Annotated in this window: 27 protein-coding genes; 17 read left to right on the top strand and 10 right to left on the bottom strand. The window is 59.1% G+C overall.

Annotation, left to right across the window (positions count from 1 at the left end; genetic code table 11):
* Positions 1-93 precede the first annotated feature (93 nt).
* From QRN55_RS08560 to recN, 7 genes are all read left to right on the top strand, one after another.
* Entirely contained in the window at positions 94-1020 is a 927-nt protein-coding gene (locus QRN55_RS08560) for a D-alanine--D-alanine ligase (RefSeq protein ID WP_111837959.1), read from the top strand.
* On the top strand, positions 1008-1937 hold the full coding sequence (locus QRN55_RS08565) for a cell division protein FtsQ/DivIB (protein ID WP_502871304.1): 930 nt from the start codon (positions 1008-1010) through the stop codon (positions 1935-1937). The genes QRN55_RS08560 and QRN55_RS08565 overlap by 13 nt, the downstream gene beginning before the upstream one ends.
* Positions 1934-3265 carry a cell division protein FtsA gene (gene ftsA / locus QRN55_RS08570; RefSeq protein ID WP_045228841.1) on the top strand — a complete coding sequence of 444 codons (1332 nt, stop codon included), beginning with the start codon at positions 1934-1936 and terminating at the stop codon, positions 3263-3265. Before QRN55_RS08565 ends, ftsA begins: the two co-directional genes overlap by 4 nt.
* Before the next feature lie 90 nt (positions 3266-3355).
* A complete protein-coding gene (ftsZ, locus tag QRN55_RS08575; protein ID WP_284776396.1) occupies positions 3356-5107 on the top strand; it encodes a cell division protein FtsZ in 1752 nt (583 codons plus the stop codon).
* Positions 5108-5382: 275 nt separating this feature from the next.
* Positions 5383-6342: a UDP-3-O-acyl-N-acetylglucosamine deacetylase gene (gene lpxC, locus QRN55_RS08580; protein ID WP_111837962.1), complete on the top strand. Its 960-nt coding sequence runs from the start codon at positions 5383-5385 to the stop codon at positions 6340-6342.
* Positions 6343-6577: 235 nt separating this feature from the next.
* Complete coding sequence (locus QRN55_RS08585) at positions 6578-7444, top strand: outer membrane protein assembly factor BamD (RefSeq protein WP_111837963.1); 867 nt, start codon at positions 6578-6580, stop codon at positions 7442-7444.
* Between the two features lie 16 nt (positions 7445-7460).
* On the top strand, positions 7461-9134 hold the full coding sequence (recN, locus tag QRN55_RS08590; protein WP_284776397.1) for a DNA repair protein RecN: 1674 nt from the start codon (positions 7461-7463) through the stop codon (positions 9132-9134).
* On the opposite strand, the gene QRN55_RS08595 is transcribed toward recN, so the two are convergent.
* Positions 9131-9745 carry a LysE family translocator gene (locus tag QRN55_RS08595; protein ID WP_284776398.1) on the bottom strand — a complete coding sequence of 205 codons (615 nt, stop codon included), beginning with the start codon at positions 9743-9745 and terminating at the stop codon, positions 9131-9133. The two genes, recN and QRN55_RS08595, sit on opposite strands and share 4 nt — an antisense overlap.
* Before the next feature lie 114 nt (positions 9746-9859).
* Here QRN55_RS08595 and ligA point away from each other — a divergent pair, with 114 nt between their 5' ends.
* Complete coding sequence (gene ligA / locus QRN55_RS08600; RefSeq protein ID WP_284776399.1) at positions 9860-12034, top strand: NAD-dependent DNA ligase LigA; 2175 nt, start codon at positions 9860-9862, stop codon at positions 12032-12034.
* Between the two features lie 21 nt (positions 12035-12055).
* On the opposite strand, the gene QRN55_RS08605 is transcribed toward ligA, so the two are convergent.
* The gene (locus tag QRN55_RS08605; protein WP_284776628.1) at positions 12056-12961 is read right to left on the bottom strand and encodes a DMT family transporter; all 906 of its coding nucleotides are present in this window, start codon (positions 12959-12961) and stop codon (positions 12056-12058) included.
* A 152-nt stretch (positions 12962-13113) separates the two neighbouring features.
* Here QRN55_RS08605 and QRN55_RS08610 point away from each other — a divergent pair, with 152 nt between their 5' ends.
* Complete coding sequence (locus QRN55_RS08610; protein WP_284776400.1) at positions 13114-13704, top strand: 3'-5' exonuclease; 591 nt, start codon at positions 13114-13116, stop codon at positions 13702-13704.
* Positions 13705-13769: 65 nt separating this feature from the next.
* A complete protein-coding gene (locus QRN55_RS08615) occupies positions 13770-14255 on the top strand; it encodes a CreA family protein (RefSeq protein ID WP_112498698.1) in 486 nt (161 codons plus the stop codon).
* 187 nt (positions 14256-14442) lie between these two features.
* Here QRN55_RS08615 and QRN55_RS08620 read toward each other — a convergent pair whose 3' ends face one another.
* Positions 14443-14910 carry a chemotaxis protein CheW gene (locus QRN55_RS08620; RefSeq protein ID WP_045228851.1) on the bottom strand — a complete coding sequence of 156 codons (468 nt, stop codon included), beginning with the start codon at positions 14908-14910 and terminating at the stop codon, positions 14443-14445.
* A gap of 215 nt (positions 14911-15125) precedes the next feature.
* Here QRN55_RS08620 and QRN55_RS08625 point away from each other — a divergent pair, with 215 nt between their 5' ends.
* The 3 genes from QRN55_RS08625 (at position 15126) to QRN55_RS08635 (ending at position 16966) form a co-directional block, all read left to right on the top strand.
* Complete coding sequence (locus QRN55_RS08625) at positions 15126-15284, top strand: hypothetical protein (protein ID WP_284776401.1); 159 nt, start codon at positions 15126-15128, stop codon at positions 15282-15284.
* 108 nt (positions 15285-15392) lie between these two features.
* Positions 15393-15992 (top strand): SCO family protein, encoded by a 600-nt coding sequence (locus tag QRN55_RS08630; protein ID WP_284776402.1) that lies wholly within the window; start codon positions 15393-15395, stop codon positions 15990-15992.
* A gap of 95 nt (positions 15993-16087) precedes the next feature.
* The gene (locus tag QRN55_RS08635; RefSeq protein ID WP_284776403.1) at positions 16088-16966 is read left to right on the top strand and encodes a 50S ribosomal protein L11 methyltransferase; all 879 of its coding nucleotides are present in this window, start codon (positions 16088-16090) and stop codon (positions 16964-16966) included.
* 130 nt (positions 16967-17096) lie between these two features.
* Here the strand turns inward: QRN55_RS08635 and QRN55_RS08640 are convergent, their stop codons facing one another.
* Complete coding sequence (locus QRN55_RS08640; RefSeq protein WP_284776404.1) at positions 17097-17273, bottom strand: hypothetical protein; 177 nt, start codon at positions 17271-17273, stop codon at positions 17097-17099.
* Between the two features lie 267 nt (positions 17274-17540).
* Here QRN55_RS08640 and QRN55_RS08645 point away from each other — a divergent pair, with 267 nt between their 5' ends.
* Positions 17541-19376 carry an aminopeptidase P family protein gene (locus QRN55_RS08645; RefSeq protein ID WP_284776405.1) on the top strand — a complete coding sequence of 612 codons (1836 nt, stop codon included), beginning with the start codon at positions 17541-17543 and terminating at the stop codon, positions 19374-19376.
* Here QRN55_RS08645 and QRN55_RS08650 read toward each other — a convergent pair.
* The gene (locus QRN55_RS08650) at positions 19366-19680 is read right to left on the bottom strand and encodes an AzlD family protein (protein ID WP_422387260.1); all 315 of its coding nucleotides are present in this window, start codon (positions 19678-19680) and stop codon (positions 19366-19368) included. The two genes, QRN55_RS08645 and QRN55_RS08650, sit on opposite strands and share 11 nt — an antisense overlap.
* Entirely contained in the window at positions 19680-20393 is a 714-nt protein-coding gene (locus QRN55_RS08655; protein ID WP_284776406.1) for an AzlC family ABC transporter permease, read from the bottom strand. Before QRN55_RS08655 ends, QRN55_RS08650 begins: the two co-directional genes overlap by 1 nt.
* A 145-nt stretch (positions 20394-20538) precedes the next feature.
* On the opposite strand from QRN55_RS08655, the gene QRN55_RS08660 reads away from it, so the two are divergent.
* Entirely contained in the window at positions 20539-20790 is a 252-nt protein-coding gene (locus QRN55_RS08660) for a DUF2164 domain-containing protein (protein WP_284776407.1), read from the top strand.
* 6 nt (positions 20791-20796) lie between these two features.
* Here the strand turns inward: QRN55_RS08660 and pncA are convergent, their stop codons facing one another.
* Complete coding sequence (gene pncA / locus QRN55_RS08665) at positions 20797-21423, bottom strand: bifunctional nicotinamidase/pyrazinamidase (RefSeq protein WP_284776408.1); 627 nt, start codon at positions 21421-21423, stop codon at positions 20797-20799.
* Between the two features lie 442 nt (positions 21424-21865).
* Here pncA and QRN55_RS08670 point away from each other — a divergent pair, with 442 nt between their 5' ends.
* Complete coding sequence (locus tag QRN55_RS08670; RefSeq protein WP_284776409.1) at positions 21866-23140, top strand: tlde1 domain-containing protein; 1275 nt, start codon at positions 21866-21868, stop codon at positions 23138-23140.
* A 6-nt stretch (positions 23141-23146) separates the two neighbouring features.
* Here QRN55_RS08670 and QRN55_RS08675 read toward each other — a convergent pair whose 3' ends face one another.
* Positions 23147-23569 carry a DMT family transporter gene (locus QRN55_RS08675; RefSeq protein ID WP_284776410.1) on the bottom strand — a complete coding sequence of 141 codons (423 nt, stop codon included), beginning with the start codon at positions 23567-23569 and terminating at the stop codon, positions 23147-23149.
* Complete coding sequence (locus tag QRN55_RS08680; protein ID WP_284776411.1) at positions 23566-24048, bottom strand: DMT family transporter; 483 nt, start codon at positions 24046-24048, stop codon at positions 23566-23568. The genes QRN55_RS08675 and QRN55_RS08680 overlap by 4 nt, the downstream gene beginning before the upstream one ends.
* Before the next feature lie 162 nt (positions 24049-24210).
* Here QRN55_RS08680 and QRN55_RS08685 point away from each other — a divergent pair, with 162 nt between their 5' ends.
* Positions 24211-24342: a hypothetical protein gene (locus QRN55_RS08685; RefSeq protein WP_284776412.1), complete on the top strand. Its 132-nt coding sequence runs from the start codon at positions 24211-24213 to the stop codon at positions 24340-24342.
* 87 nt (positions 24343-24429) lie between these two features.
* Here the strand turns inward: QRN55_RS08685 and QRN55_RS08690 are convergent, their stop codons facing one another.
* Positions 24430-26910, bottom strand: coding sequence for an ATP-dependent helicase (locus QRN55_RS08690; RefSeq protein WP_111838436.1), 2481 nt, complete (start codon positions 26908-26910; stop codon positions 24430-24432).
* Positions 26911-26979: the final 69 nt, after the last annotated feature.

A 26979-nucleotide genomic window follows, 5' to 3' on the forward strand; every position in this document is an offset into this window, starting at 1 on the left:
CTTAAGTGTTTGCCACGGAGCGGGCAAGAGAATCGCGGAGCAGGTTTATGGTCCGCTTGTCTTGGTCAGGTGTTTTTGGTGTCAGAGGTTGTCATGAGCGGCAAACATATCGCTGTTCTTATGGGTGGGTTTTCTTCCGAGCGGCCGGTCAGCCTCTCGACAGGAGAGGCTTGCGCATCCGCCTTGGAAGGCGAGGGCTTCAAGGTTACACGTGTCGACGTGGACCGTGATATCGCTGCGACGCTTTCGAAGTTGCGCCCCGACGTTGCCTTTAACGCGCTCCACGGTCCCTACGGTGAAGACGGCACCATTCAGGGCATCCTCGAATATCTCGAAATTCCCTACACGCATTCGGGCGTGCTGGCGTCGTCGCTTGCCATGAACAAGTCGCAGGCCAAGAAGGTTGCTGCCGCTGCGGGTATTCCCGTTGCGCCGGAAAAGCTGATGAGCCGTTTCGATATCGGCAACCAGCATCCGCTGGCGCCGCCCTATGTTGTGAAGCCCGTGCGCGAAGGTTCGAGCTTCGGCGTGGTCATGGTCAAGGAAGATCAGTCGCATCCTCCGCAGATCATCGGTTCGTCGGAATGGCGCTATGGCGATGAGGTCATGGTCGAGCGCTACATTCATGGTCGCGAGTTCACCTGCGGCGTCATGAATGGCGAGGCGATGGGCGTCACCGAGGTGGTGCCACTCGGTCACACATTTTACGATTACGATGCGAAATATGTGAAGGGTGGCTCAAAGCATGTCATTCCTGCAGAAATTTCACCAAAAATTTACCAAAAAATCCAATCATTGGCGGTTATGGCGCATCAGGTGATTGGCTGCCGTGGCGTAAGCCGTTCGGACTTTCGTTACGACGACCGTTTCTCAGAAGATGGCGAGATTATCTGGCTTGAGGTCAACACTCAGCCCGGTATGACGCCGACCTCCCTCGTGCCCGAAATGGCAGCTCATGCGGGCCGCTCGTTTGGCGAGCTTGTCCGTTGGATGGTGGAGGACGCTTCGTGTTCGCGATAAACCGCAAAAAGCCGGGACAGAAAAAGCGCGAGCAATTCGCTTCGGCAACTGCCGATGAACGCATGGTTTTGCCACGTCCATTGCGTAAGGGCTTTCGCTTCGGTGTGTCGCTGGCCACCGGACGCATCCACATTCCTGCGCATACCGGCTCGCTGGCAACGCTGGCTTTCTTCTCGGCAATTGGCCTGTACGGCATGTCGCTGGGTGGCCACACCAATGTCGTTGCGCAGGCCACGACATCGGCTGCCGGCTTCGCCATCGAGGACGTGAAGGTTTCCGGCAATATCCAGACATCCGAAATCGACATTTTCCAGCTTCTCGGCCTTGATGGCGCGACATCGCTGATCGCGCTTGATGTGAACGCAGCCCGCAAGAAGCTGACAGAATTGCCGTGGGTCGAAGATGTCGACGTCCGCAAGATTTATCCCAAGACCATCGAAGTGCGTCTGAAGGAACGTCAGGCCTTCGGTATCTGGCAGCACGGCACGGAGCTTTCGTTGATCGAAAAGAGTGGCAGCGTGATCGCGCCGCTGCGGGACAACAAATACGCCGGTCTGCCGCTGTTCGTCGGCCGTGATGCCGAAACGGGTGCTGCCAGCTTCGTGGATGAGCTGGCCGACTGGCCGGAAATTCGCAACCGCGTTCGCGCCTATGTTCGCATTGCCGGACGTCGCTGGGACCTGCATCTGGATAACGGCATCGTCGTCAAGCTGCCGGAAGAGAATGTTCCGAAGGCCCTGCAATTGCTTTCGCGTATGGACATGGAAGAAAAGGTTCTTTCCCGTGACGTGGCTGCCGTCGATCTGCGCCTTTCGGACCGCACGACCGTGCAGCTGACCGAAGGTGCAGCCGAGCGTCGCCAGAAGGCTGTCGAAGCACGCACCAAAGCGATCAAGTTGGCGGAGAAGAACACATGAGCTTTTTTGGTTCTTCCCATTTCGGTCTCCCGCGCTTGAAGCCTCTGTCTTCCAAGCGCAGCCACGTGGTTTCGGTTCTCGATATCGGCTCCACCAAGGTCGTGTGCATGATCGGTCGTCTCACACCGCGTGAGGAAACCGAAGTTCTGCCGGGTCGCACGCATAAGGTCGAAGTCATCGGCATCGGTCACCAGCGTTCGCGCGGCGTAAAATCCGGCGTCATTGCCGATCTGGATGCGCTGGAAGGCGTCATTCGTCTGGCCGTGGATGCAGCCGAACGCATGGCAGGCCTCACCGTCGATAGCCTGATCGTCAACGTTTCCGCAGGCCGCATTGCCAGCGACATCTACACCGCCAGCATCGATCTGGGCGGTCAGGAAGTCGAATCGGGCGATCTGCGCAAGGTTCTGATTGCCGCCAGCCAGCAGTCTCTGCGCCAGGATCGCGCTATTCTGCACTCGCTGCCAACCGGCTACTCGCTGGATGGAGAGCGCGGCATTCGCGATCCACTGTCCATGTATGGCGATATGCTGGGCGTGGACATGCATGTGGTCACGGCTGAACGCACGGCGCTGAAAAATCTGGAACTTTGCATCAACCGCGCTCACCTGTCGGTCGAGGGCATTGTTGCGACACCCTATGCCAGCGGCCTCGCAGCACTGGTGGACGATGAAGTCGAACTTGGCTGTGCGGCCATCGACATGGGCGGCGGCACGACGACGATTTCGGTTTTTGCCGAGGGCCGTCTGGTTCACACCGATGCGATCGGTCTCGGCGGACACCACGTCACCACCGATCTGGCGCGTGGCCTGTCCACCCGGATCGAAGATGCCGAGCGCCTGAAGGTCGTTCACGGTTCGGCGCTGGCCAACGGTTCCGACGACCGCGACATGATTGCCGTTCCGCCGATTGGCGAAGACGACCGCGACCAGCCTTCACAGGTTTCTCGCGCGCTCGTCAGCCGCATCGTGAGGGCCCGCATCGAAGAGACATTGGAATTGATCCGCGACCGCATCCAGAAATCGGGTTTTTCCCCGATCGTTGGCAAGCGCGTGGTTCTGACCGGAGGAGCCAGCCAGTTGACCGGCCTGCCGGAAACGGCGCGGCGCATTCTGGCCCGCAACGTTCGCATCGGCCGCCCCATGGGCGTGTCCGGCCTGCCGGTCGCGGCCAAAGGCCCGGCCTTTTCCACAGCCTGCGGGCTGATGATTTATCCGCAGATCGCGGACATCGAAATCCATGCGGCGCAGAACGGAATGTTCTCGCCGTTCGGAACAGGTAGTGGCCGGATAGCCCGCGTAGGGCAATGGCTGAAGGAAAGTTTCTGACCCCTGTCTGCCCATCGGGCAGGGGACTGAGTGAGTTGATTAAGAATTGGCCTGCGGGGCGATGCGGCCAGAGAAAGAAGGAATGTTAAAATGACGATACAGCTGCAAAAGCCGGATATCACCGAGCTGAAGCCACGCATCACCGTTTTCGGCGTTGGCGGTGGCGGCGGTAACGCTGTGAACAACATGATCACGGCGGGCCTCCAGGGCGTCGACTTCGTCGTTGCCAACACGGATGCACAGGCTCTGACGATGACGAAGGCCGACCGGGTTATCCAGCTCGGCGTCAACGTCACCGAAGGTCTGGGCGCGGGTTCGCAGCCGGAAGTCGGCCGCGCTGCTGCCGAAGAGTGCATCGATGAAATCATCGACCACCTGAACGGCACGCACATGTGCTTCGTCACTGCCGGCATGGGCGGTGGTACCGGTACCGGTGCTGCTCCCGTCGTCGCACAGGCTGCCCGCAACAAGGGCATTCTGACGGTTGGCGTCGTGACCAAGCCGTTTCACTTCGAAGGCGGTCGCCGTATGCGTCTGGCCGAACAGGGCATCGAGGAACTGCAGAAGTCCGTCGATACGCTGATCGTCATTCCAAACCAGAACCTGTTTCGTATTGCCAACGACAAGACCACGTTTGCTGACGCATTTGCGATGGCCGACCAGGTTCTCTACTCTGGCGTTGCCTGCATTACCGATCTGATGGTGAAGGAAGGTCTTATCAACCTCGACTTCGCTGACGTTCGCTCCGTAATGCGCGAAATGGGCCGTGCGATGATGGGTACCGGCGAGGCTTCCGGCCAGGGCCGTGCGATGCAGGCTGCGGAAGCAGCGATTGCCAACCCATTGCTCGACGAAACATCGATGAAGGGTGCGCAGGGCCTCCTGATCTCCATCACCGGTGGTCGCGACATGACCCTGTTCGAAGTCGACGAAGCTGCTACCCGTATTCGCGAAGAAGTCGATCCAGACGCAAACATCATCCTGGGTGCGACATTCGACGAAGCTCTGGAAGGTCTCATCCGCGTATCCGTCGTTGCCACCGGCATCGACCGCGTTCCTGGCCAGATGGAACGCAACGCTGAAGAGCTTCGCCAGGCTGCTGCTGCAAAGCCGCTTGTCCGTCCTTCCGCGGCCGTTGCTTCTGCTCCGGCCGCAGTGCAGCCTGCCCCAGTCATGCAGGCACCAAAGACGACCGTAGATCCTGTTGCCCAGACCATTCGCGATGCCGAAATGGAACGGGAAATGGCACTGGCGGCTGCTGAACAGCGTCTCCGTCAGGCCCAGGCAGAAGCCGAATTCCGCCCTCAGAGCAAGCTGTTCGCAGCCGCTCCAGCGGAAGCACCGGTTGCTGCTCGCCCCGCAGCACCAGTGCACACCGCACCAGTGCCTGCTTACCATGCGGCGGAACAGGTGGCAGCACCTGCACCCCGCATGCAGCAGGCACCGGCACCGGTTTATCACGAGCCAGCCCCTGTCGCCCGCGCGCCAGAGCCGGTCCGCATGCCGAAGGTCGAGGACTTCCCTCCAGTCGTCAAGGCTGAGATGGATCACCGCGCCCACCCGGCATCGGCTGTTCCTGAAGAGCGTGGCCCGATGGGCCTTCTGAAGCGGATCACCAATTCGCTCGGTCGTCGCGAAGAGGAAGAAGCCGTTCCATCCGACATGATGGACGCGCCAAGCCTGGCCACTCAGCAGCGTCGCCCGCTGTCTCAGGAAGCCAGCCTCTACGCACCGCGCCGTGGCAATCTGGACGATCATGGCCGTCAGACGCCTTCGTCTGCCAGCCAGCACGAGGACGACCAGCTTGAGATTCCGGCGTTCCTTCGCCGCCAGTCCAACTGATCTGCCGATTCTCTGTAATGCCGATACCCGGGTCTTCAAGGCCCGGGTATTGTTGTCTTAAAAGACCGTGATTGCTGCCTTTTAGATTAGATTTTTCAAAGATTTGGGTCTGTTACAAAGCGAAATCAACAGTGATTTGAGATAGGCATCCACTGTGCGTATGTATGACGATGAGACGAGAATATAACGCGGTTTCTCCGATGATTATTCCCCTCTGTTGAAATTTGGGCCATGTCGGGTTAGCAGGCGGGTTCACATGAAAAGGCAAGACTCGCATGACCATCGGACTGCTCGGTTTCCAGACAACGATCGCCAACCCCGTTCAGCTCAAGGGCATTGGCGTGCATTCAGGCAACCCGGTATCCATGACATTCCAGCCTGCGGAAGCGGGTACGGGCATCGTGTTCAGTCGCCAGTTCGACAATGGCACCTCCGTTGAGGTCAAGGCCGTTTCCGCCAATGTGGGCAATACGGACCTGTGCACCGTCATCGGTCGCTCGGCCGCGCAGTCTGTTGCGACGGTTGAACACGTCATGGCCGGTATCTACGCCATGGGCATCGACAACCTCATCGTTGAAGTCGACGGTCCTGAAGTACCGATCATGGATGGCAGCTCTATGCCTTTCATCGAAGCCATCGAATCAGTCGGCATCGAGAACCTCGGCGTAAAGCGCCGCTATATCCGCATCGTGAAGCCTGTGCGCATCGAGGCCGGTGCATCCTGGGCCGAGTTCCGCCCCTATGACGGCACGCGCTTCGAAGTCGAAATCGATTTCGATACGCCGCTGATCGGTCGCCAGATCTGGAAGGGCGACCTGACGCCCGATACATTCAAGAACGAACTGTCGCGCGCCCGCACATTCGGCTTCATGCGTGATGTCGAGCGTCTGTGGGCCGCGGGTTATGCGCTGGGTTCCTCGCTTGAAAATTCCGTCGTCATTTCCGACGACAACACCGTGATCAACATGGAAGGCCTGCGTTACGAGAAGGACGAATTCGTCCGTCACAAGACGCTGGACGCCGTGGGCGATCTGGCCCTTGCAGGCACGCAGTTCATCGGCTGCTACCGTTCCTATCGCGGTGGCCACAAGGTCAATGCCAATGCTTTGAAGGCGCTGCTGAACGATTCGTCTGCCTATGAGATCGTCGAGGCTCCCGGTGCTCGCAGCCCGGTGGTTCGCGCACGGGAATTCGTTGCCATCCAGCAGTCCGAGTTTGCGCCCTGGTCGGCGTGAGTTATAGACACAAAAAATAAAAAGCCGTCCGTGTGGGCGGCTTTTTTGTATCGCGACCGGAAAACACAGTAAAATGGCGATGCAAGCCTTCAGATAAACATCGGCTACGACGTGCCATGCCATAAAAATGCGTTATTGCGTCATCATTGCGTTGCCCTGCGGACGCTTTTATGGCTAGAAACACGCCACAGGAAAAGCCGATGTTCTGTATTTACGCGGAAGTGGGAACTAACGAATGAAGCGTGTAGTGTCTGGTGCGATGAATGGAACGGTACGGGGAGCGCTCGTATCGCTCATGCTGATTGGCGCCGGAACACTGGTGACAGCTTGCCAGTCCGACCCCGACATCGACATCACCAAGCTCGGCGTCGAAACCGATCCGCCTGACGTGCTCTACAAGCAGGGCCTCGCCAACATGAATGCCGGTAACATGACCGAAGCCGGTCGCAAGTTCTCGGCCATCGACAAGCAATATCCTTTCACTGAGTGGGGCCAGAAGGCGCTGGTGATGAACACCTTCATCGCCACCCGTCAGAACAAGAATGAAGTCGCGATTGCATCCGGCACGCGCTTTCTCAAGCAATATCCCCGTGCGAAGGATGCGGCCTACGTTCAGTACATGATCGGTCTGGCCTATTCCAAGCAGATTGCCGACGTGACGCAGGATCAGCGCGCTGCACAGCGCACGATCGAGGCGATGAACAAGGTGGTCAACGATTACCCCGATTCGGAATATGTCGCAGATGCGCAGGCGAAGATTCGCTTTGCACGCGACCAGCTTGCCGGTCGCGAAATGCAGGTTGGCCGCTACTATCTCGAGCGCAAGGAATATCTTGCCGCCGTATCGCGCTTCCGAATCGTGGTGGAGCAATACCAGAACACCAACCAGATCGAAGAAGCGCTGGCTCGTCTGACCGAAGCCTATTACGCCATGGGCCTTGCGGATGAAGCGCAGACGGCTGCTGCTGTTCTCGGCAACAACTATCCTGACAGCCAGTGGTACGACGATTCCTTCAAACTGTTGAAGGGGCAGGGGCTTGCGCCTCGCGAAAACAGGGAATCCTGGATTTCCCGTGCCGGTAAAAAACTGGTGGGAGCCTGAGGACAGAGCATAAGCCATGTTGGTCCAGCTATCGATCCGCGACATCGTTCTGATCGAACGGCTCGACCTTGGGTTCGAGGCGGGCCTCTCCGTGCTGACTGGCGAAACGGGTGCCGGTAAATCCATTCTTCTCGACAGTCTGTCGCTGGCGCTCGGTGGGCGCGGCGATGGCGGCCTTGTGCGCCATGGCGAAGACAAGGGGCAGGTGACTGCGACGTTTGAAGTCGGCATGGAGCATCCCGCACGGGCCCTTCTGCGCGAAAACGGTCTTGATGATGATGGCGACCTGATTTTCCGCCGCGTTCAATCCGCCGATGGCCGCACCAAGGCTTATGTCAACGATCAGGCCGTGTCCGTTCAACTGATGCGCCAGCTTGGCCTGCACATGGTGGAAATCCACGGCCAGCATGACGACCGTGCGCTAGTGGACACTAACGCCCACCGCACGCTGCTGGATGCCTTTGCCGGGTTGACCGATGAAGCCACGGCCATGCAGGCGCTCTATCGCACCTGGAAAGATGCCGAACGCGGCCTGAAAGTGCACCGCGCCAAGGTGGAAGCTGCGGCCCGCGAGGCCGATTATCTGCGGGCATCGGTCGAAGAGCTTGAAGTGTTGTCGCCGCTCGATGGTGAGGAAGACGAGCTTGCCGAGCGCCGTGGCGTAATGCAGAAATCCGAACGTATTGCCGGCGATATCGGTGAGGCCAGCGAGTTTCTCAATGGCAACGCATCGCCAGTTCCGATGATTGCGTCGATGATGCGCCGTCTGGAACGCAAGAGCCACGAAGCACCAGGCCTGCTGGAAGAAACGGTGCAGTTGCTGGATGCTGCACTCGACAGCCTGTCGAACGCGCAGATGGAAGTCGAGGCAGCCCTTCGCCGCACGGAATTCGATCCACGCGAGCTGGAACGCGTCGAAGAGCGGCTGTTCGCGCTGCGCGCTGCCGGTCGCAAATATTCCGTGCCGGTCACGGAGCTTCCCGGACTTGCCGAGCGCATGGTGGCCGAGTTGGCCGATCTGGATGCCGGTGAGGAAAGACTGGGGCAGCTGGAAAAGCAGCTTGGCGTGGTAAAGGTCGATTTCGACCGTGCCGCACTGTCGCTTTCCGAAAAACGCCACAACGCGGCGTCGGCGCTTTCCGAAGCCGTGATGGCCGAGCTTCCGGCGTTGAAGCTGGAGCGCGCGCGCTTCACCGTGGAAGTGACGAGCGATGCGGCGTCTGCCTCGGCTGATGGCATCGATGTCGTAGAGTTCCACGTTCAGACTAACCCAGGCACACGTCCCGGACCGATCATGAAAGTGGCGTCGGGTGGTGAACTGTCGCGCTTCCTGTTGGCGCTGAAGGTCGCTTTGGCAGATCGTGGTTCGGCGCCTACGCTGGTCTTTGACGAAATCGACACGGGCGTTGGTGGCGCGGTGGCAGATGCCATCGGCCAGCGCTTGAAGCGCCTGTCGAAAACCGTGCAGGTTCTCTCTGTCACCCACGCCCCGCAGGTCGCGGCACGCGCTGGCACGCACTTGCTGATTTCCAAGGGCCCCTCCGGCGACGGCACGGAACGTATCGCAACCCGCGTTGCCACCATGCAGCCCGAACACCGCACCGAAGAAATCGCCCGCATGCTGGCCGGTGCCTCGGTGACGGATGAGGCGAGGGCGGCGGCTGCCAAGTTGCTGGCTGCGCAGGATTAACGGCTGACCGCCACTGCTACGCCAGAACCGATCATCACGCCACCTGCGGTACGATTGACGCGCCGCACGATCTTTTCGGAGCTCAGCAACGTGCGGGCGCGCACGGCGAGTGCGACATGGCCGCCGATGACGAGGGCTTCAACGCCCAGAATGACGCCTGCCAGCGCGGCAAGATGATCCACCGTCAGCGAGGCTCCAACCACGTTCGGCAGCAGCGCCACATAAAACAGCGGCATTTTCGGATTGCCGAGGTTGAGCGCCATGCCGGTCGCGAAGATCGACAGCAGGTTGCCGCGCGCTTTCACCGCTTGCAGTTCCGGCACGACGGGCTCTGCCGTCCATAATTTGACGCCCATCCAGATCAGATAGGCCGCGCCCGCATAGCGCAGGACCGTCATCACCGTTCCCATTTCGGCGGCAAGGATGGATAGGCCGAAGGCGGCCAGCGTCAGGAAAATGAGGATGCCGGCGACGGTTCCTGCGCCATAGGCAAGGCCGGATGCCGCGCCGTGGGTGATGGTTCGCGCGATGATGGTCATATTATCAGGGCCGGGACTGGCGGCAAAAACGAAGAATGCGGCGGCGAATGCGATGAGCGTCGTCATGTCCATGGTTGTATCCCCGTTGCTGCTCACTCCCGGAAATCAGATTACGCGAAAGCTGGGCGTTGAAAAGTGGGCTAGCTGCGTTAAAAACAACTTCGATTCCTGCACGAGGCGAGCCCCATGTCCCAAGACCAGACCCCTGTTGAAAAACTGTCCGAGCTTGAGGCGTCTGCCGAGCTTGCCTTTCTGGCAGCAGAGCTTGCCCGACATGACGCGCTCTATCACGGCAACGATGCACCGGAGGTCTCAGATGCCGAATATGATGCGCTGAAGCGCCGCAACGACGCCATAGAAGCGGCGTTCCCCGATCTTGTGAGGGCAGATAGCCCTTCGAAAAAGGTCGGCTTCGCGCCTCTGCCTACCTTCGCGCCCATCGTCCATGCGCGGCCCATGCTGTCGCTCGGCAATGCGTTTTCCGATGAGGACGTGCAGGACTTCGTGGCCTCGGTCTACCGCTTTCTCGGCAACCTGCCGGATGATTCGATTGCTTTTACCGCAGAGCCGAAGATCGACGGCCTCTCCATGTCGATCCGCTACGAGAACGGCAAGCTGAAGACGGCGGCGACCCGTGGCGATGGAACGACGGGTGAGAACGTGACCGCCAATATCCTGACCATCACGGAAATCCCCAACAGCTTGCCCAAGGGCGCTCCCGATGTGGTGGAGGTGCGCGGTGAGGTCTATATGGCCAAGAGCGACTTTCTGGCGCTGAACGCGCAGATGGAAGCCGAGGGCAAGCAGACCTACGTCAACCCCCGCAACACGGCCTCCGGTTCGCTGCGGCAACTGGATGCGAATGTAACCGCCAAGCGCAAGCTGCGCTTCTTTGCCTATGCTCTGGGCGAGGTTTCCAACGGCGGACAGCCGACACGCATTGCCGATACGCAATTCGGCATCGTGGAAAAGTTCAGGGAATGGGGCTTTCCCGTCAATCCGTTCATGAAGCGATTCACTTCCGCCCAGCAATTGATTGAACACTATCAGGAAATCGGCATCGCGAGACCTGATCTCGATTACGATATCGATGGCGTCGTCTACAAGGTGGACCGCCTCGATTTGCAAGAGCGCCTTGGCTTCCGCTCCCGCAGCCCTCGCTGGGCGACAGCGCATAAGTTCCCGGCGGAACAGGCGTTCACGACCGTCGAGAAAATCGAGATACAGGTGGGCCGCACCGGCGCTTTGACGCCGGTTGCGCGGCTGACACCGATCACGGTCGGTGGTGTCGTCGTCACCAACGCGACGCTGCACAATGCCGATTATATCAAAGGCATCGGCAACAATGGCGAGCGTATTCGCCCCGAGGATCACGATATCCGCGTGGGTGATACGGTTATCGTGCAGCGGGCGGGGGATGTCATTCCGCAGGTGCTGGATGTGCTGCTGGAAAAGCGGGCGACGGATTCAGTGCCTTATGAATTCCCGAGGAAATGCCCGGTCTGCGGCAGTCATGCGGTGCGCGAACGCAACGAGAAAACCGGCAAGCTGGATTCGGTGACCCGCTGCACCGGCGGTTTCGTGTGTCGTGCGCAGGCGATGGAGCATCTCAAGCATTTCGTTTCGCGCAACGCCTTCGATATCGAGGGTCTCGGCACCAAGCAGATCGATTTCTTCTTCGAAAGCGAAGATCCGGCCCTTTCGGTGAAAACCGCACCTGACATCTTCACACTGAAAAAGCGGCAGGAAGACTCGCATCTCACCAAGCTTGAGAACATCGACGGCTTTGGCAAGACCAGCGTGAAGAAGCTGCTCGACGCCATCGATGCGCGCCGTGAGATCGATCTGCATAGGCTGATTTTCGCACTCGGTATTCGCCATGTGGGCGAAACGACTGCGAAACTGCTGGCGCGCAGCTATGGCACCTATCAGCATTTCGAAGAAGCGATGAAGGCCGCCGCCGACTTGACCGGCGACGCCTGGAACGAGCTCAACAGCATCGACGGCATTGGCGAAGTCGTGGCCCGCGCCATCGTGGAGTTCTACAAGGAGCCACGTAACCTCGACGTCATCGATCGGCTGATGAAGGAACTGCGTCCGAAGGAAGCCGAACAGCCAACGACGGACGGCAGCCCTGTGGCGGGCAAGACGGTGGTCTTCACCGGTGCGCTCGAAAAATTCACCCGCGACGAGGCCAAAGCCCGCGCCGAAAGCCTCGGTGCCAAGGTGGCCGGTTCCGTGTCCAAGAAGACAGATTACGTGGTGGCCGGACCGGGTGCGGGCTCCAAGCTGGACAAGGCGCGAGAGCTGGGCGTGCAGACGATGGATGAGGACGAGTGGCTGGCGCTGATTGCGGGGTAGCTTCGATTTATCCTGCAGCCGTTACAGCACCTTCTCGGATATTTTTTTGCGAAACACCCGCCCATCAATCGCAACCAATCCACCAGCTATCATTGCCATGCCGATGAAATGTTTCGCTTCCAACTGTTCGCCCAGCACGAGGGAGCCCAGCAGAATGGCGCTGACGGGGATGAGGAAGGTGACAAGCGCCAGGTTCGTGGCACCGGCTGAGGAGAGGATGCGGAAGAAGATGAGGTAGGCGAGGGCCGTGGAGAGGAGGGCGATGCCGAGCAGAGCGGCCCAGACTTCGCCGCTTGGCATTGCGAGCGTCCATGGCTGGTCGATGATGAGGGCGAGCGGGATGAGCATGATGGTGGATGCGGAAATCTGGCCGGTGGCAGTGACCAGCGGTGGCACGCCCATGGCCTTGAATCGACGGCCGAAGATGCCTGCGAAGGCGTAGGAGATTGCCGCGCCGAGAATGGCGAGCTGGCCCCAGAGGCTGGAACTTTCGCCGGTCAGTGCCGCCGGGCCGATCATGGTTGCGACCCCGGCAAAGCCGATGATGATGCCTGCGAGCTTGTTGATGGTCAGCTTCTCATCGTTCGTCAGCAGATGCGCGACGATGACTGTGAAAAGCGGCGTGGTGGCGTTGAGAATGGATGCGACGCCGCTGGCGATGTGGGTCTGGCCCCAGACGATGAGGCAGAAGGGGATGATGTTGTTGAGCAGACCCATGCCGAAAAAGGAGCGCAGCACCTGGGGCGCTTTGGGCATACGATAGCCCATGATGCGGCAGACGGTGAGTAGGGCGAGTGCTGCGATCGAGACACGTAGTGTCACGATAGTCACTGGCGGCAGTTCCTTGACGGCGATGCCGACGAAGAAGAACGATCCGCCCCAAAGGATCGACAAGGCAACCAGCAGGGCCCATTCACTCGCATTCATCTGTTTATGCACGGCCACGTTTGATGTCCCTCGCCATTTATCCCGGCCTTTGTGTAATCCGCTGACATGCGCGTGACCACCCGATTCCTGGGGGCAGTTCATTTTCGCGTTTGTTTGCTTTATGCCGTGCAAGAGCAAACGGGAATCACGCCTTGAAGACCATCGCCATCGATTTCGAAACCGCCAATGAAGAGCGTGGCAGCGCCTGCTCCGTCGGACTGGCGTGGATTGAGGATGGACGGATCGTTCGGGTAGAAGAGCGGCTGATCCGCCCCAGAGATATGCGGTTTTCGCCGTTCAATGTGGCGATTCACGGCATCAAACCCGGCGATGTGGAAGATGCGCCGGAATTTCCCGAGGTGATGGACGAGTTCATCGATGATCTCCGCGATTCGACGATGATTGCGCACAATGCGGCCTTCGATTTCAGCGTCATGCGGGCAAGTTTCGACAAATATCGCCAGAGCTATCCGTCGCTGTCCTATTTTTGCAGCGTGAAGATGTCGCAACGTGTCTGGCCGTCGCTGCCATCGCACAAGCTCAACATCATTGCTCACCATCTGCAATTGCGCTTCGTGCACCACAATGCTGCCGAAGATGCGGTAGTGTGTGCGGCGGCATCGATTGCGGCGGCCAAAGCGCTTGCCGTCGAACACATCCACCACATCCCCGAAAAGATCGGCATGGTGGCCGGGCGACTGCATGCAACCGGCTATGCACCCTGCACCATGAGAAAACGCTGATATCACGTCTTGTTGTGCGCCTGCGCAGACCTATCTCTATGGCAGTTCATGTGAGGGTTTGGGTTATGGCTAAAGCGTTTCGTTCTCTTATGGTTGCGGGCCTTGCCCTGTTGCCGGTTGCCGCAGTTGCGCAGGTTGTCGGCAAGGTTGGTGTCGATTGGACCGGCAACGACATCGTGGTCGAGGCCATCGCCGATCCCAAGGTCAAGGGTGTGACCTGTCACGTTACCTATTTCGACCGTGGTGTGATCGACCGTTTGAAAAACGGCAACTGGTTCGAAGACCCTTCCAACAACGCGATTTCCTGCAGCCAGACCGGACCGGTCGAGGTGGGCGATATCGACCTGGACAAGGAGGGCGAGGAAGTCTTCCGGCAGGGCATGTCGCTTGTGTGGAAAAAGATGGTCGTGAACCGCATCTACGACAAGGCCAACGACACGCTGATCTACCTTGTTCACACCCGCGAATTGACGGATGGTTCGGCCAAGATGGCGATTTCCACGGTGCCGCTTTATGGGCAGACGGTGACGTGGGCGAAGGGCAAGCAGTAAGGTTTTAGGCGACCTACTCACTCTCCGTCACCCCGCACTTGATGCGGGGTCTAGTGACCTGACGTCTGTCAGGTCGAAGGGCTCTTTCGCACCGCAGACGCGGCGCTGCTGGATACCGGGTCAGGCCCGGTATGACGGAGGAGAGGTGGTCACTAAATGCCGTTTGCGTTTGGAACTGTATTTGGCCTCAAGCGGCTTCGCGCGAAAGCTCGTCGGCGATGACGGTGTCGAGGTTGAGGAAGCAGACCATGCTCTTTTCTAGTGCTACGATGCCGCGGCAGAAGTTGCGCTGCTCTTCGGGGATGATTTCAGGCGCAGGCTGGAGGTCTTCGGATTTGATGGTCATCATGTCTGAGACCTGTTCGACCAGCAGGCCGACCAGTTTGCCGCCGATATCGGTGACGATGATGGCGGAGCGCTCGGATGGTTCGGTCATCTTCATGCCCAGACGGCACGCCATGTCGATGACGGGAATAACCGCGCCGCGAAGGTTGATGAGGCCGAGAACGTAAGGCGGTGTGTGTGGCATCGGTGTCACCGGCGCCCAACCGCGAATTTCGCGGATCGCCATGATGTCGATGCAGAATTCCTGATCGCCGAGATGAAAGGACACGATTTCCAGATATGCGCCGGATTGTTTGATGGCGTTCGACATGGTCGCACTTTTCCTGACGGCTCTCTTGGCTGGCCGAATGTGGTTTGGAACATAATGCGGTGTCGGACCAATGTCCCGGTGACGTCATGTCGTGCGCTTATGCGGACCGCTGGCGATGATCATGCGCAAAAACCATTTAACTTTTCCTAACGTCAGGCTTTAAACATCACATCTTCGTTGTTTCACGCGGGCATTTTTGCGAGTATATTTGTGAGATGAGAGAGTTACTGGCCAGTCCCGTCAAAATGCTTGGCATTGCCGCCGCCACATTCGGTGCGTTGTTGCTTGCCATCTTCACGTTTCAGGGCTGGATACGGCATGGCACGGATATTTTCCTGTCTTCCGTGCAAAGCGGCATCGCCTGGTGTTTTTGAGACAAATCAGCGCATTGGCCGCGATCACCCTCTTCTTGAATTGCAGACAGGCGGCACCGTGAGATAGAAGCGGCGCATAGGCTGGTTCTGTGCTGATCGGGGAATGGCATGAAAAATATTCGCATTGCGCTTTGGGGTGCCGTGGTCGTGTTGATGGGCGTCATGGCCTGGCTGACGATGGAACTGACCAAGAGCCGCGATCAGATGGTCGAGGAAATCTACGGCACGCCTTTCCAGCTGGTTGCGCAGAACGGCCAGCCAATTACCGAAAAAGCCTTTCAGGGCAAGCCGACCGCGCTGTTCTTCGGCTTTACCCATTGCCCGGAAGTCTGCCCCACCACGCTGTTCGAGCTGAATGGCTGGATGGAAAAGGTCGATCCGGCAGGCGACAAGATGCAGGCCTATTTCGTCTCGGTCGATCCTGAGCGTGACACGCCTGAAATTCTCAACCAGTACATTTCCAATGTCTCCAAGCGCATCACCGGCATCACCGGCGCGCCGGATAAGATTGCCGAGACGTTGAAGGGTTACCGCATCTACGCCAAGAAGGTGCCGGTGGACGACAAGGACCCGAGCGGCGAATACACGATGGATCATACCGCTTCCGTCATTCTGCTCGACGCAAAGGGACGCTTCGCCGGAACCATTGCCTACGGCGAAAATCCCGATACGGCGGTGCAGAAACTGCAAAATCTGACGAAGACCTGATCGCCGACGCATAATCTCGCGCTTGCCGCATTGGACTGGCTGGAGATTTATGGCAAAGGCTGACGGCTGTAACCTATCTGTAGAAAGCGTGAGCCGTGAGCGAAATTCGTCTTTTTGTGACCACCACTGAAGTTCAGGCTGGCGAAGTGCTGGACCTGCTGTCCGAGGTCTTCGGCGAAGAGGATGTGGCGATTGCCACGACCGAGGTGGATGAAAAGCGCGATATCTGGGAGGCCTCGGTCTATCTGCTGATGGCCGATGAGGAAGAGACCCGCGAACGCGTCGAAGATGCGCTGAGCGTCTCCTTTCCTGATCTCAAGCTCGAACGCGAAGTCATTCCCGATGTCGACTGGATCGCCAAGTCGCTGGAAGGGTTGAAGCCCGTGCGGGCAGGGCGGTTCATCGTCCACGGCTCGCATGACCGCGACAAAGTTCGGATCAACGACATCGCCATCGAAATCGAGGCGGGTCAGGCCTTCGGCACCGGCCACCATGGCACCACGGCGGGTTGTCTTGAGATGATCGAGCAGGTGCTGCGCGCGCGCACCATACGCAATGCACTGGACCTTGGAACCGGCAGTGGTGTTCTCGCCATTGCGGTTGCCAAGATGCGCCCTGTGCCGGTTCTGGCAACCGATATCGACCCCGTCGCCATCAAGGTCGCGAAGGAAAATGCACGCCTGAACGGCATCGTCTCCGGCATGGCGCTGGAAACGGCACCCGGCTTTCATTCCGATTCCTTCCGCAAGCACGGGCCATTCGACCTCATCATCGCCAACATTCTCGCGCGCCCGCTAATCAAAATGGCGCCGCAACTGGTGACGCATCTGGCACCCGGCGGCACCGTCATCCTGTCCGGCATTCTGGCGTCGCAACGCTGGAAGGTGCTGTCGGCCTATAACGGCATGCACCTCAGCCACGTCAGAACCATCTGGCGCAACGGCTGGGTCACGATCCATCTGCGTCGCGACTGATAGGCAAACGAAAAAGGCGACGCTTGCGCGCCGCCTTTTCGATCGGTCTTGATGACCGAACCCGCGAGCTTTGGGAGGAGAAGCTCAAGCGGTCATTTTATGGGTGCTTCGAGAAGCGCCGTTGCGGCGATTACCAGTAGGAGTAGCTGCCCTTTGCCTTGCTGCTCAGTTCGGCACGGTTTCTACCGATGGCAGCCAGCGTGGAGTCGTCAAGGTTCAGCAATGCGCGGCTGACATAGCGGTCTGCCTTGCGGGCGCGTGCTTCAACAACCCGGTCGTATGCGTTGCGAAAAAAAGAATTTGCCATTGCTTTGGTCCTTATCCCTGGGGCTTTCCGTCGCCCTTATGTTGCTATTTATATAGGCCGAATGTTCGCCGGTAGTTAGGAGGGTATCGGCAATGGAGGCATGCATCTGTCGCATGGCTTAGTTATGAGGCCGCCCGTTTCCCCTGCGCAATGCTCAATATCTGTGCGGAAAATATCTGCTGTCCGGCTTCTGCTGCTTTCATCTGGACCATCGCAATGTTGGCGGGCTATGGTCCCTGTGAAATCCAGCAGTTCGGAAAGCAGTTCATGTTTCAGTCCTTCGAAAACAAATCCACCCCGCAGTTTGGCAAGGCCCGCGTCGAGGCGCTGCGCGCAACATTCGATGCACTCGGCATCGATGGCTTTCTGGTGCCGCGCGCCGATGAATATCAGGGCGAATATGTTCCCGAATCGGCTGAGCGACTGGCGTGGCTGACGGGCTTCACAGGTTCTGCCGGGGTTGTGCTGGTTACACGCACTGAGGCTATCGTCTTCGTGGATGGCCGCTATACCACCCAGCTTGCCTCGCAGGTCGATCCGACCGTGTTTACCGGTGGCGATCTGGTGGGGGCGCCGCCTGCCAAGTGGCTGGCGGAGCATGCGCCTGATGGCTTCCGTCTCGGCATCGATCCATGGCTGCACACCGGCGCGGAAGTGACGCGTTTCGAAACGGCTTTGTCCGAAAAGGGCGGCTCGGTCGTTCTGTTGGAGAGCAATCCGCTTGATCCCCTGTGGGAAGACCGCCCGGCGGAACCGATCGAGCCTGTCATTCTCCAGCCTGACAATGTGACCGGCATTCCGGCCACGGCAAAAATTGCGACGATTGGCGAGAGCGTGTCCGCGCGCAAGGCGCAGGCCGTTCTGGTGACCGATCCATCATCGATCGCCTGGATTTTCAACATTCGTGGCAATGACGTGCCGCACACACCGCATCCACTGGCGCGCGCCATCATCTACGCCGACGGCAAGGCCGATCTGTTTGTGGACGAACGCAAGGTGGGCGATGAGGTGGGTGCCTATCTCGCGCCACTCGCCACGCTGTTGGCGCCCACTGAAATCGCTGCGCGTCTGCATGCGATTGCCAGCGCTGCCGGGCGCATTCTGGCGGATACGGATGTCACGCCGGTCGCGCTGACATTGTCCATTACCGAGGCTGGCGGCGAGGTGGTGACCGCGCCGGACCCGGTCAAGCTGCCGCGAGCGTGCAAGAACGAAGCCGAGATTGCCGGTTCTGCCGCAGCCCACGTGCAGGACGGTGCCGCGATGGTGGAGTTTCTGGCGTGGCTGGATGGCCAGCAGCCGGGTTCGCTCACCGAAATCAAGGCTGTTGAGGCACTGGAAGCTGCGCGCGCGCGGGTTGGCCAGACCATGCAGAACCCGCTCAAGGATATATCGTTCGATACGATTTCCGGCGCGGGTGAAAACGCGGCGATCATGCACTACCGGGTAACGACGCAGAGCGACCGCCGCATCAATGACGGCGAAATGTTCCTGATCGATTCAGGTGCGCAATACATCAACGGCACGACGGATATCACCCGCACCGTGGCCATCGGCAATGTGCCCGAGGAGCAGAAGCGGTTCTTTACGCTGGTGCTCAAGGGCTTCATTGCCATCAGCCTTGCGCGTTTCCCTAAGGGCACGCGCGGTTGCGATCTCGATCCTCTGGCGCGCATCGCGCTGTGGAAAGCGGGCGCGGACTTTGCCCATGGCACGGGCCACGGCGTCGGCTCCTATCTTTCGGTGCATGAGGGGCCGCAGCGTATCTCGCGCGTGTCGCAGCAGGAGCTGTTGCCGGGCATGATTCTGTCGAACGAGCCGGGATGTTACCGGCCCGGCGCATTCGGCATCCGAATCGAAAACCTCGTTCACGTTCGCGAGGCTGAGCCTGTCGAAGGTGGTGACCTGCCGATGCTTTCGTTCGAGACGCTGACCTGGTGCCCGGTGGACCGACGCCTGATCGTCGTTTCGCTGCTGACGGAAGAGGAGTTGGCGTGGCTGAACAGCTATCACGCGGAGGTTCGCGAAAAGCTGATGCCGCTGATATCAAATGCCGATGTTCAGCAGTGGCTGGTCGCCGCAACCGCCGAAATCACGCGATAGAAAAATAGCGCATCGCCACGACAAGCGCCCAGCCTGATACAAGCATGATCAGGCCGGGAAAGCGCAGTCCGACGATGAGCGCAAAGATCATGCCAAGCTTGACCTCGTATCCGCCTTCGAAAAAGGCGGGTGCGACCAGCGTCGTCAGCACCGCAACGGGAACGGCGTTGAGACCGGCCTCCACACGGGGAGGGATGGTCTTCATGCGCGTCATCAGCACGTAGCCGCCGACGCGGGTGAAATAGGTCGCCACAGCGCCCGCAAAGATGATGATCAGCGTCTGCAAGTCGAACATCGCGCCCATCACACGGCCTCCACTTTCGTCACGCTGTCATCGGTTTTTGCAGGCGGAAGAATGACGGCGAGCAGAATGCCTGTCGCTGCGCCGATGCTGACATGCCAGGGCGAACCGACGAAATGATAGGCGGCGATGGCGCCCACGGCGCTGGCCAGCATGACGGGATAGAAGCTGGCGCGCTTGCGAAAGCCAAGAACCATGCCCATGAAATAGATGGGCAGAAGCACATCCAGCCCAGCGGCCTTGGGATCGCCGATGAGGTTGCCGAGTGAGGCGCCGAGCACCGTCGATACCATCCACAGCACGTAGACGATGACGGCGTATCCCATATAACAGGCGAAGTTGACGCTTCCATTGGTCTCCTTCAGCCGCACGGATTCGGCAAATTGCGGATCGACCAGGAAAAAGAAGCCAAAGGCTTTCTTGGCGAAGGACCATTCCGGCACGATGCGCACCATGGCTGCCGAATAGAGAATATGCCGGAAATTGACGGCGAAGATGGACAGCACCACCAGCCATGCCGGCAGGTTCTGATTGAACAGCTCTATGCCGACCAGCTGGCTTGCGCCCGCATAGATCACGCCGCTCATCAGCGTCGCCTCGTAAATGGTGAGGCCATTATCGATAGCGACGGCACCGAACAGCGCGCCGAAGGGAAAAACGGCGAGGGCGACGGGCAATCCGAGGCGGATGCCGGACTGAAATGTTGCATGGGTCATGGGATAAACCGGTCCTGTGCCGGAAAGACATTCTATGAGTGCCGCTCGTACCGCGTGACGTTTTTCAACACAAACAAATTTAAGGAATGGTTTGATTGAATTTGTTGAAGCTTCCCTTACGGTGGGGCGGTTGAGGGAGACGGCGATGAAGGATCTGGTGATCGAAAAGCAGCAGAAGGCGGAGATGATATCCGCCACCCGTGCATTTCTGGCCGAGGAACTGGACATCGACATCGGCGCACTTCAGGCCGAGATGCTGGTCGATAGGCTGAGAGAAATCCTCGGGCCGTTCTTTTACAATCAAGGCCTGCTGGATGCCCACGCTGCCATTCTGCGACGGATGGAAGATGCGGCAGCCGATATCGACGTGCTGGAACATCACCCGCCGCGCCGGTAACGGGCCTCAGACACCCAAGACGTCGTTGCTGTTGATAATAGTGACGCCCTTGTCGCGCATGGTCGCGATGGCCTTTCGAATGCCTTCGGGGACTATGCCGCGGCTTGCATCTTCGATGAAGCGGACCTTCACCTCGGGCAACATCTCCAGCGCGTCCAGAACGGAAAAGCTGACGCAATAATCCGTGGCCAAGCCGCAGACATCCAGCTGGGTGACGCCCTGCCGCTGCAGATAATCCGCAAGGCCGGTGGTGGCGAACTGGTCGTTGTCGCGGAAGGCCGAGTAGCTGTCGACTGCGGGATTTTCGCCTTTTTGCTGTACGTAATCAAAGGCCTCCGTGTTGAGGTCCGGGTGAAACTCGGCATCGGCAGTGTCTTGCACGCAGTGGTCTGGCCACAGGACCTGCGGTTGGCCGGAGAGTTCACCCATGTCGAAAGGCTGCTTGCCGGGGTGCTGGGAGGCGAAGCTGCCATGATTTGCCGGGTGCCAGTCCTGCGAGGCGACGATGAGGTCGTAGCCGCCATTATCGATCAGGGCATTGGCGATGGGCACGACGTCGTGACCCCCTGCCACGGCAAGGTTGCCGCCGGGGCAAAAGTCGTTCTGGATGTCGATGAGTAGCAGCGCCTTCATGGTTTTTCCTCCAAACGTGCCGCCAAGATGACAAGTGAGATGCCCGGAATCAAGCCAAAAGCCGCTTATGCACGGCTTTGCGGCCCGTTCTGCCGCAAGGTCGCCGCAATTGTAGCCAATTTTCGGCGAAGTCGGCATATAGGGGAGCGTTGTCGATGGGGAGAATCATTTAGGATCCATATCGAAATCTCTGGTGCGCCATTTTCATCGCTCTAGCCGCGCATTTTATTGCGTGGCAAAACGGTACCTGGCCCAGAGAAATGCATGCAAGCTTCAAAGAACTTCGATTTCAGGGGACTTGTAAAGACTTTGGTTACCATAATTCGGCATCCTTCGAACCAGTCAGCTCCGAGGCCTGCGTCGTTTTCGCAGAGTGCTCGTGGCGTTCACCCGACGACCGGATTTTTCCGGTCTTGCGTAACCGGTTCGAGTATCGAGTATCATGGCGTCATCTGTCGTGGCCTGTAAAGCAGCGCGCGCTCGCAGCGCTTCCCGCACAAAAAAGCCTGGAGCATCTGGCTTCAGCGGCCTCACCGCCATTCTGGGCGGCGGCGTTCTGGCTGGCGTCTGCGCCATCACGGCCTTCGCTTCGCTTCACGGCATGGCGCAGGCTTCCCACGGGGTAGGGCACTTCGACACCATGGTGGTGTCGGGTCTCGATCGCTTTGGAAACGCAACGACCGATGCCGTTGCGCGCAACGTTCACATCCGCAAATTCTCCCGCCTTTCGGAAAACGGACAGGGTAGCCAGAAGGGCATCCGTCTCGCGGCCGAACATCACATTGGCGCCAAGGCCTTTGCCGACCGTTTCGGTGCTGGCACCGCGCTGGACGCGAAGGGCAGGGCGACAGCCGAGGCGCTGGCCGCACTGCGCCCATCGGCAATCGTCGATTCTGCGCTGGGTCGTTCCGATGAAAACCCGGAACTCGCCATGCTGGAAACGCAGGCGAAAGAACATCCCGCATTCGAAGTCGCGCTCGGCAAGCCGCAGACGACTGCCGACGCCGAAATCGATCTGTTGCCGGAAACAGTTCCGTTGCCGAGCTTCCGTCCGAAAATGGCTGACGCCGCGGATGTGGAGCCAACCCCGCGCCCTGCAAGTCCGGCATTGGCGGAAAAGCAGCTTGCTGCTGCCCCCGTTCCGACCCGCACGCCTGCACCGGCGGCGCCTGCCACCAATACAATGGTCGCCTTCGCGCGGCCTGATAATCCGATGCGCGAGACCAAGATGGATGCCGTGCCGTGGCCAGACCGTGGCAATGGCACCGCCATCTACGATATCTCCGCTGGCGTGGTGCACATGCCGGGCGGTGAGAAGCTGGAAGCGCATTCCGGTATCGGCAAGATGCGCGACAATCCAGACTTCGTGCATGTGAAAATGCGCGGTGCCACGCCACCATCCAGCTACCGCCTGACGATGCGCGAATCGCTGTTCCACGGCGTCGAGGCCATTCGTCTGACACCGGAAAACGGCATCAAGCCGCATGGTCGCGATGGCCTTCTGGCCCACACCTACATGCTGGCACGTCGCGGTGAATCCAACGGCTGCGTGGTGTTCAAGGATTACACCCGCTTCCTGGCAGCGTTCAAGCGGGGCGAGGTCAAGCGCATCGTGGTCGTGCCAAAGCTTTCCGGTCGTCCCGCAATGACGGCAAGTGGCTCCAAGAGCGGCGGAAAAACGCTGTTTGGCATGTTCTCTCGCAGCACAGACAGCTGACGCAAGTTATTTGCGCCGTTGCGTCAGCGCCATTCCCGCCAGGATCAGCAGGATGCCAAGCAGGCTCGCCCATAGTTTTGGTGGCTGGTCGCTGAAAAGATCCAGTACGACGCCTGACACCATCTGACCGCTGATGACCAGAAGTGCGGTGTTGATGGCGCCGATACGCGGAATGAGCCAACTGCCCGAGGCGATGAAAACGACCCCTATCGGCCCGCCGATGAAGGCGTACCACGGCGCATCCGCGGCACCCGCAGGCACCAATCCGCCAAGCGCCAGACCCAGCACCGTCAGCACCACAAAGCCGACAATATGGTTCCAGAACGATGCGATCAGCGGCGAGTTGGACAAGCTGAGACGACCGTTGATCTGGCGGCTGAGCGAGACGAAAACGCCGCCTGCAATGGCCATGGCAATCCAGAGCGTCATGCGGCTCTCCCAACCAGAATAATGAGCGCGCTTCCGCTTAAAATGAGCGCTATGGCGCTGAGATCGCGCAGATCAGGTCGGCGCTTCGGCAGCCCGAACATGCCCCAGAGATCGGCAGCCAGGCTGAAGATGACCTGACCGCCCAGACCAAGCGCGATGGTGCCGGACAGCGCCAGCGGCGAGTTCACCGCAGTGGATGTCAGCATCACGATGGCAGCACCAAAGACGCCACCAAAATAGGCCCAGAGCGGTGCCTTGGGCTTTTGAACTTTCTCGCCCGCTGGTTTTCGGTAGAGCAGGGCAAGATAGATCAGCGCCGCGACCGTGCCGGTGCCATGCGCCGTCCACGAGGAAAACAGCGCGTTGCCGAAATGGGCGAGCATGCCGTTAAAATGCACCATCAGCGTCAAAAGACCGCCACTGGCAAAGGCCGCCGCAAGGTGCAGCGGGTTGGAACGCATGGGTGTGCTGTTGTTCATAATCGACCAAATACTAAAGGCGGCGGCGCGGCCTTGGAACGTTGCCAGTGAGAGAAAAGCGTTCTAGCCGATGTGGTCGTGATGCAAAATCGAATTTCGCTGATGGATGGTCATGACAGGATTTTATCGGAACCAATACGGCATTCAGCGGGTTATCTCGCCATGAAAAAAACGACCCGCAAACCACTGAACCGCATGACTCTTTTCGTCATCTCGATCTTCATTCTGGCAGTCATCGTCGCCGCCATTTATCTCCTTGGCTTTACGCCAGGTGAGACGCCGATAGCACAATAATTTCAGGACTTTATGGTCATAGCAAGCGCATCGCATGGATTGCAAGCGCTTGCTTTTGCGTGTCGATTTTCAAGGACTTTCAGCCGATTAGGCAGATTTGTCCGACCGCTCCACGAACCCATCCAGCACCTTTTTCTGCCCGGCGCGATCAAAGTCGATGGTCAGTTTGTTGCCTTCGACGCTGGCGACATTGCCGTTTCCGAATTTGAGGTGAAAAACGCGGTCGCCGACGAAGAATTTGGACGGTGTGTCGGCGACGGATTTGGCGACGAGTTCGCCGTCTATCGTGCGCGTTTTCGGGCCGCTTTCTCCGTAGCCGATGCGCTCTACCGAATGGCCGGAACGAGTGCCCCAATTGTCACGGGTGGCGTCGGATTTGTTGGCTTGGGCACGTTTCCAGCCGGGTGTGGAGTAATTATTGGTGAAAGGATCGGCCTTATCGAAGCGCGACTGGCCGTAACCGCCACGCCCACCATATCCGCCATAGCTGGTTTCCGATGCCGAAACCTCGACGTGGGACGGAGGCAACTCATCCAAAAAACGAGATGGCAGGGTGGATTGCCACAGGCCGTGGATGCGGCGGTTGGAGACGAACCAGATGTGGCAGCGGCGCTTTGCGCGGGTGATACCGACATAGGCGAGGCGACGTTCTTCTTCGAGCCCGGAGCGACCACCTTCATCGAGGGAACGCTGATGCGGAAAAAGACCTTCCTCCCAGCCGGGCAGGAAGACTGTTTCGAATTCCAGACCCTTTGCCGAGTGAAGCGTCATGATGGAGACGGCATCGAGCTCTGCGTTTTGTTCGGCATCCATGACCAGCGCGACGTGTTCCAGAAAGCCACGCATGCTTTCATAGGCTTCCATGGAGCGGATGAGTTCCTTCAGGTTTTCAAGCCTGCCGGGTCCTTCGGCGGTTTTATCCGCCTGCCACATGGCCGTGTAGCCGCTCTCATCGAGGATTTGTTCGGCCAGAACCGTGTGGTCGGTGTTTTCCAGCAGGCCCTGCCAGCGGCGGAAATCCTGCACGACATCGAACAGCGCCTTGCGCGCCTTCGGTTTCAGCTCATCGGTTTCGATGATGTCGGCGGCAGCGGCCAGCATGGGAATGTCGCGCGCACGGGCATAATCATGCAGATTCCGCACCGTTGTGTCGCCAAGGCCTCGCTTGGGCGTATTGATAATACGCTCGAACGCCAGATCGTCAGCCGATTGGCAGACGAGGCGGAAATAGGCGAGGGCATCTCGGATTTCGAGACGCTCATAGAAGCGCGGGCCGCCGATGACGCGGTAATTCAGGCCAAGGGTCACGAAGCGGTCTTCGAATTCGCGCATCTGGAACGAGGCGCGCACGAGGATGGCCATGTTGTTCAGCGGGTGCTTGATACGCTGTAGCTGCTCGATTTCCTCACCGACGGCGCGGGCTTCCTCTTCCGAATCCCAAGCGGCATGCACCACGACCTTTTCGTCGTTCGGATCGACACGGTCTGTGAACAGCGTCTTGCCGAGACGGCCTTCATTGTGCGCGATCAGATGACCGGCGGCACCGAGAATGTGTTCGGTGGAGCGATAGTTGCGCTCCAGCTTGATGACCTTGGCGCCGACGAAATCCTTGTCGAAGCGCAGGATGTTATCCACCTCCGCGCCGCGCCAGCCATAGATAGACTGGTCGTCATCACCTACGCAGCAGACATTCTGCGGCTCGCCCTTTGGGCGCTGGGCCAGCAGGCGAAGCCACATATATTGGCAGGTGTTGGTGTCCTGATACTCGTCCACCAGAATGTAGCGAAACTTCTGATGATACTCCTTGAGAATATCGGGATGCTTGCGGAAAATCGTGATCGGGTGCAGCAGGAGATCGCCGAAGTCGCAGGCGTTGAGCGTCTTCAGTCGTGCCTGATAGGCGGCGTAAAGCTCACGGCCCTTGCCGTTTGCAAAAGCACGGCTGTCACCTTCCGGGATTTCCGGCGGCGTCAGACCCTTGTTTTTCCAGCCATCGATCATGCCTGCGAACTGCTTGGCGGGCCAGCGCTTATCATCAAGACCCTCGGCCTGAATGAGCTGCTTGATCAGCCGCACCACATCGTCGGTGTCGAGAATGGTGAAGTCCGACTTGAGGCCCATCATCTCCGCATGGCGGCGCAACAGTTTGACGCCGATGGAGTGGAAGGTACCGAGCCACGGCATGCCTTCGACAGCGCCACCGACGAGAACGCCGATACGTTCCTTCATCTCGCGCGCGGCCTTGTTGGTAAAGGTCACGGCAAGGATCTGGCTGGGGTAGACGCGGCCTGTTGCAAGAATATGGGCGATACGGGTCGTCAGCACCCGCGTCTTGCCCGTGCCCGCGCCCGCGAGAACCAGAACCGGGCCTTCCAGAGTCTCGACGGCCTCGCGCTGTTCCGGGTTCAGACCTGCCAGATAATCCGGCGCGGAACGAGACTTGTCGCGGGCCGCCATTGCTTGCGCAGCAATGCCCAAACCGCCAGCAGCGGGTGGGGCTGTGGGCTGGCGGCGTGGCTCTGAAGGTTCCTCATCGAAGAACGGCATATCGTCGAAACTATTGCTCATGCGGCCCAATGTAGTGATTCGGGGCGGAAAGGCCAGAACCGTGTTCTGCTTTTATTCCGCTTTTCAGCA

It is taken from the genome of Agrobacterium sp. lyk4-40-TYG-31 (genome assembly GCF_030209855.1).
Taxonomy (GTDB): Bacteria; Pseudomonadota; Alphaproteobacteria; order Rhizobiales; family Rhizobiaceae; genus Agrobacterium; species Agrobacterium vaccinii.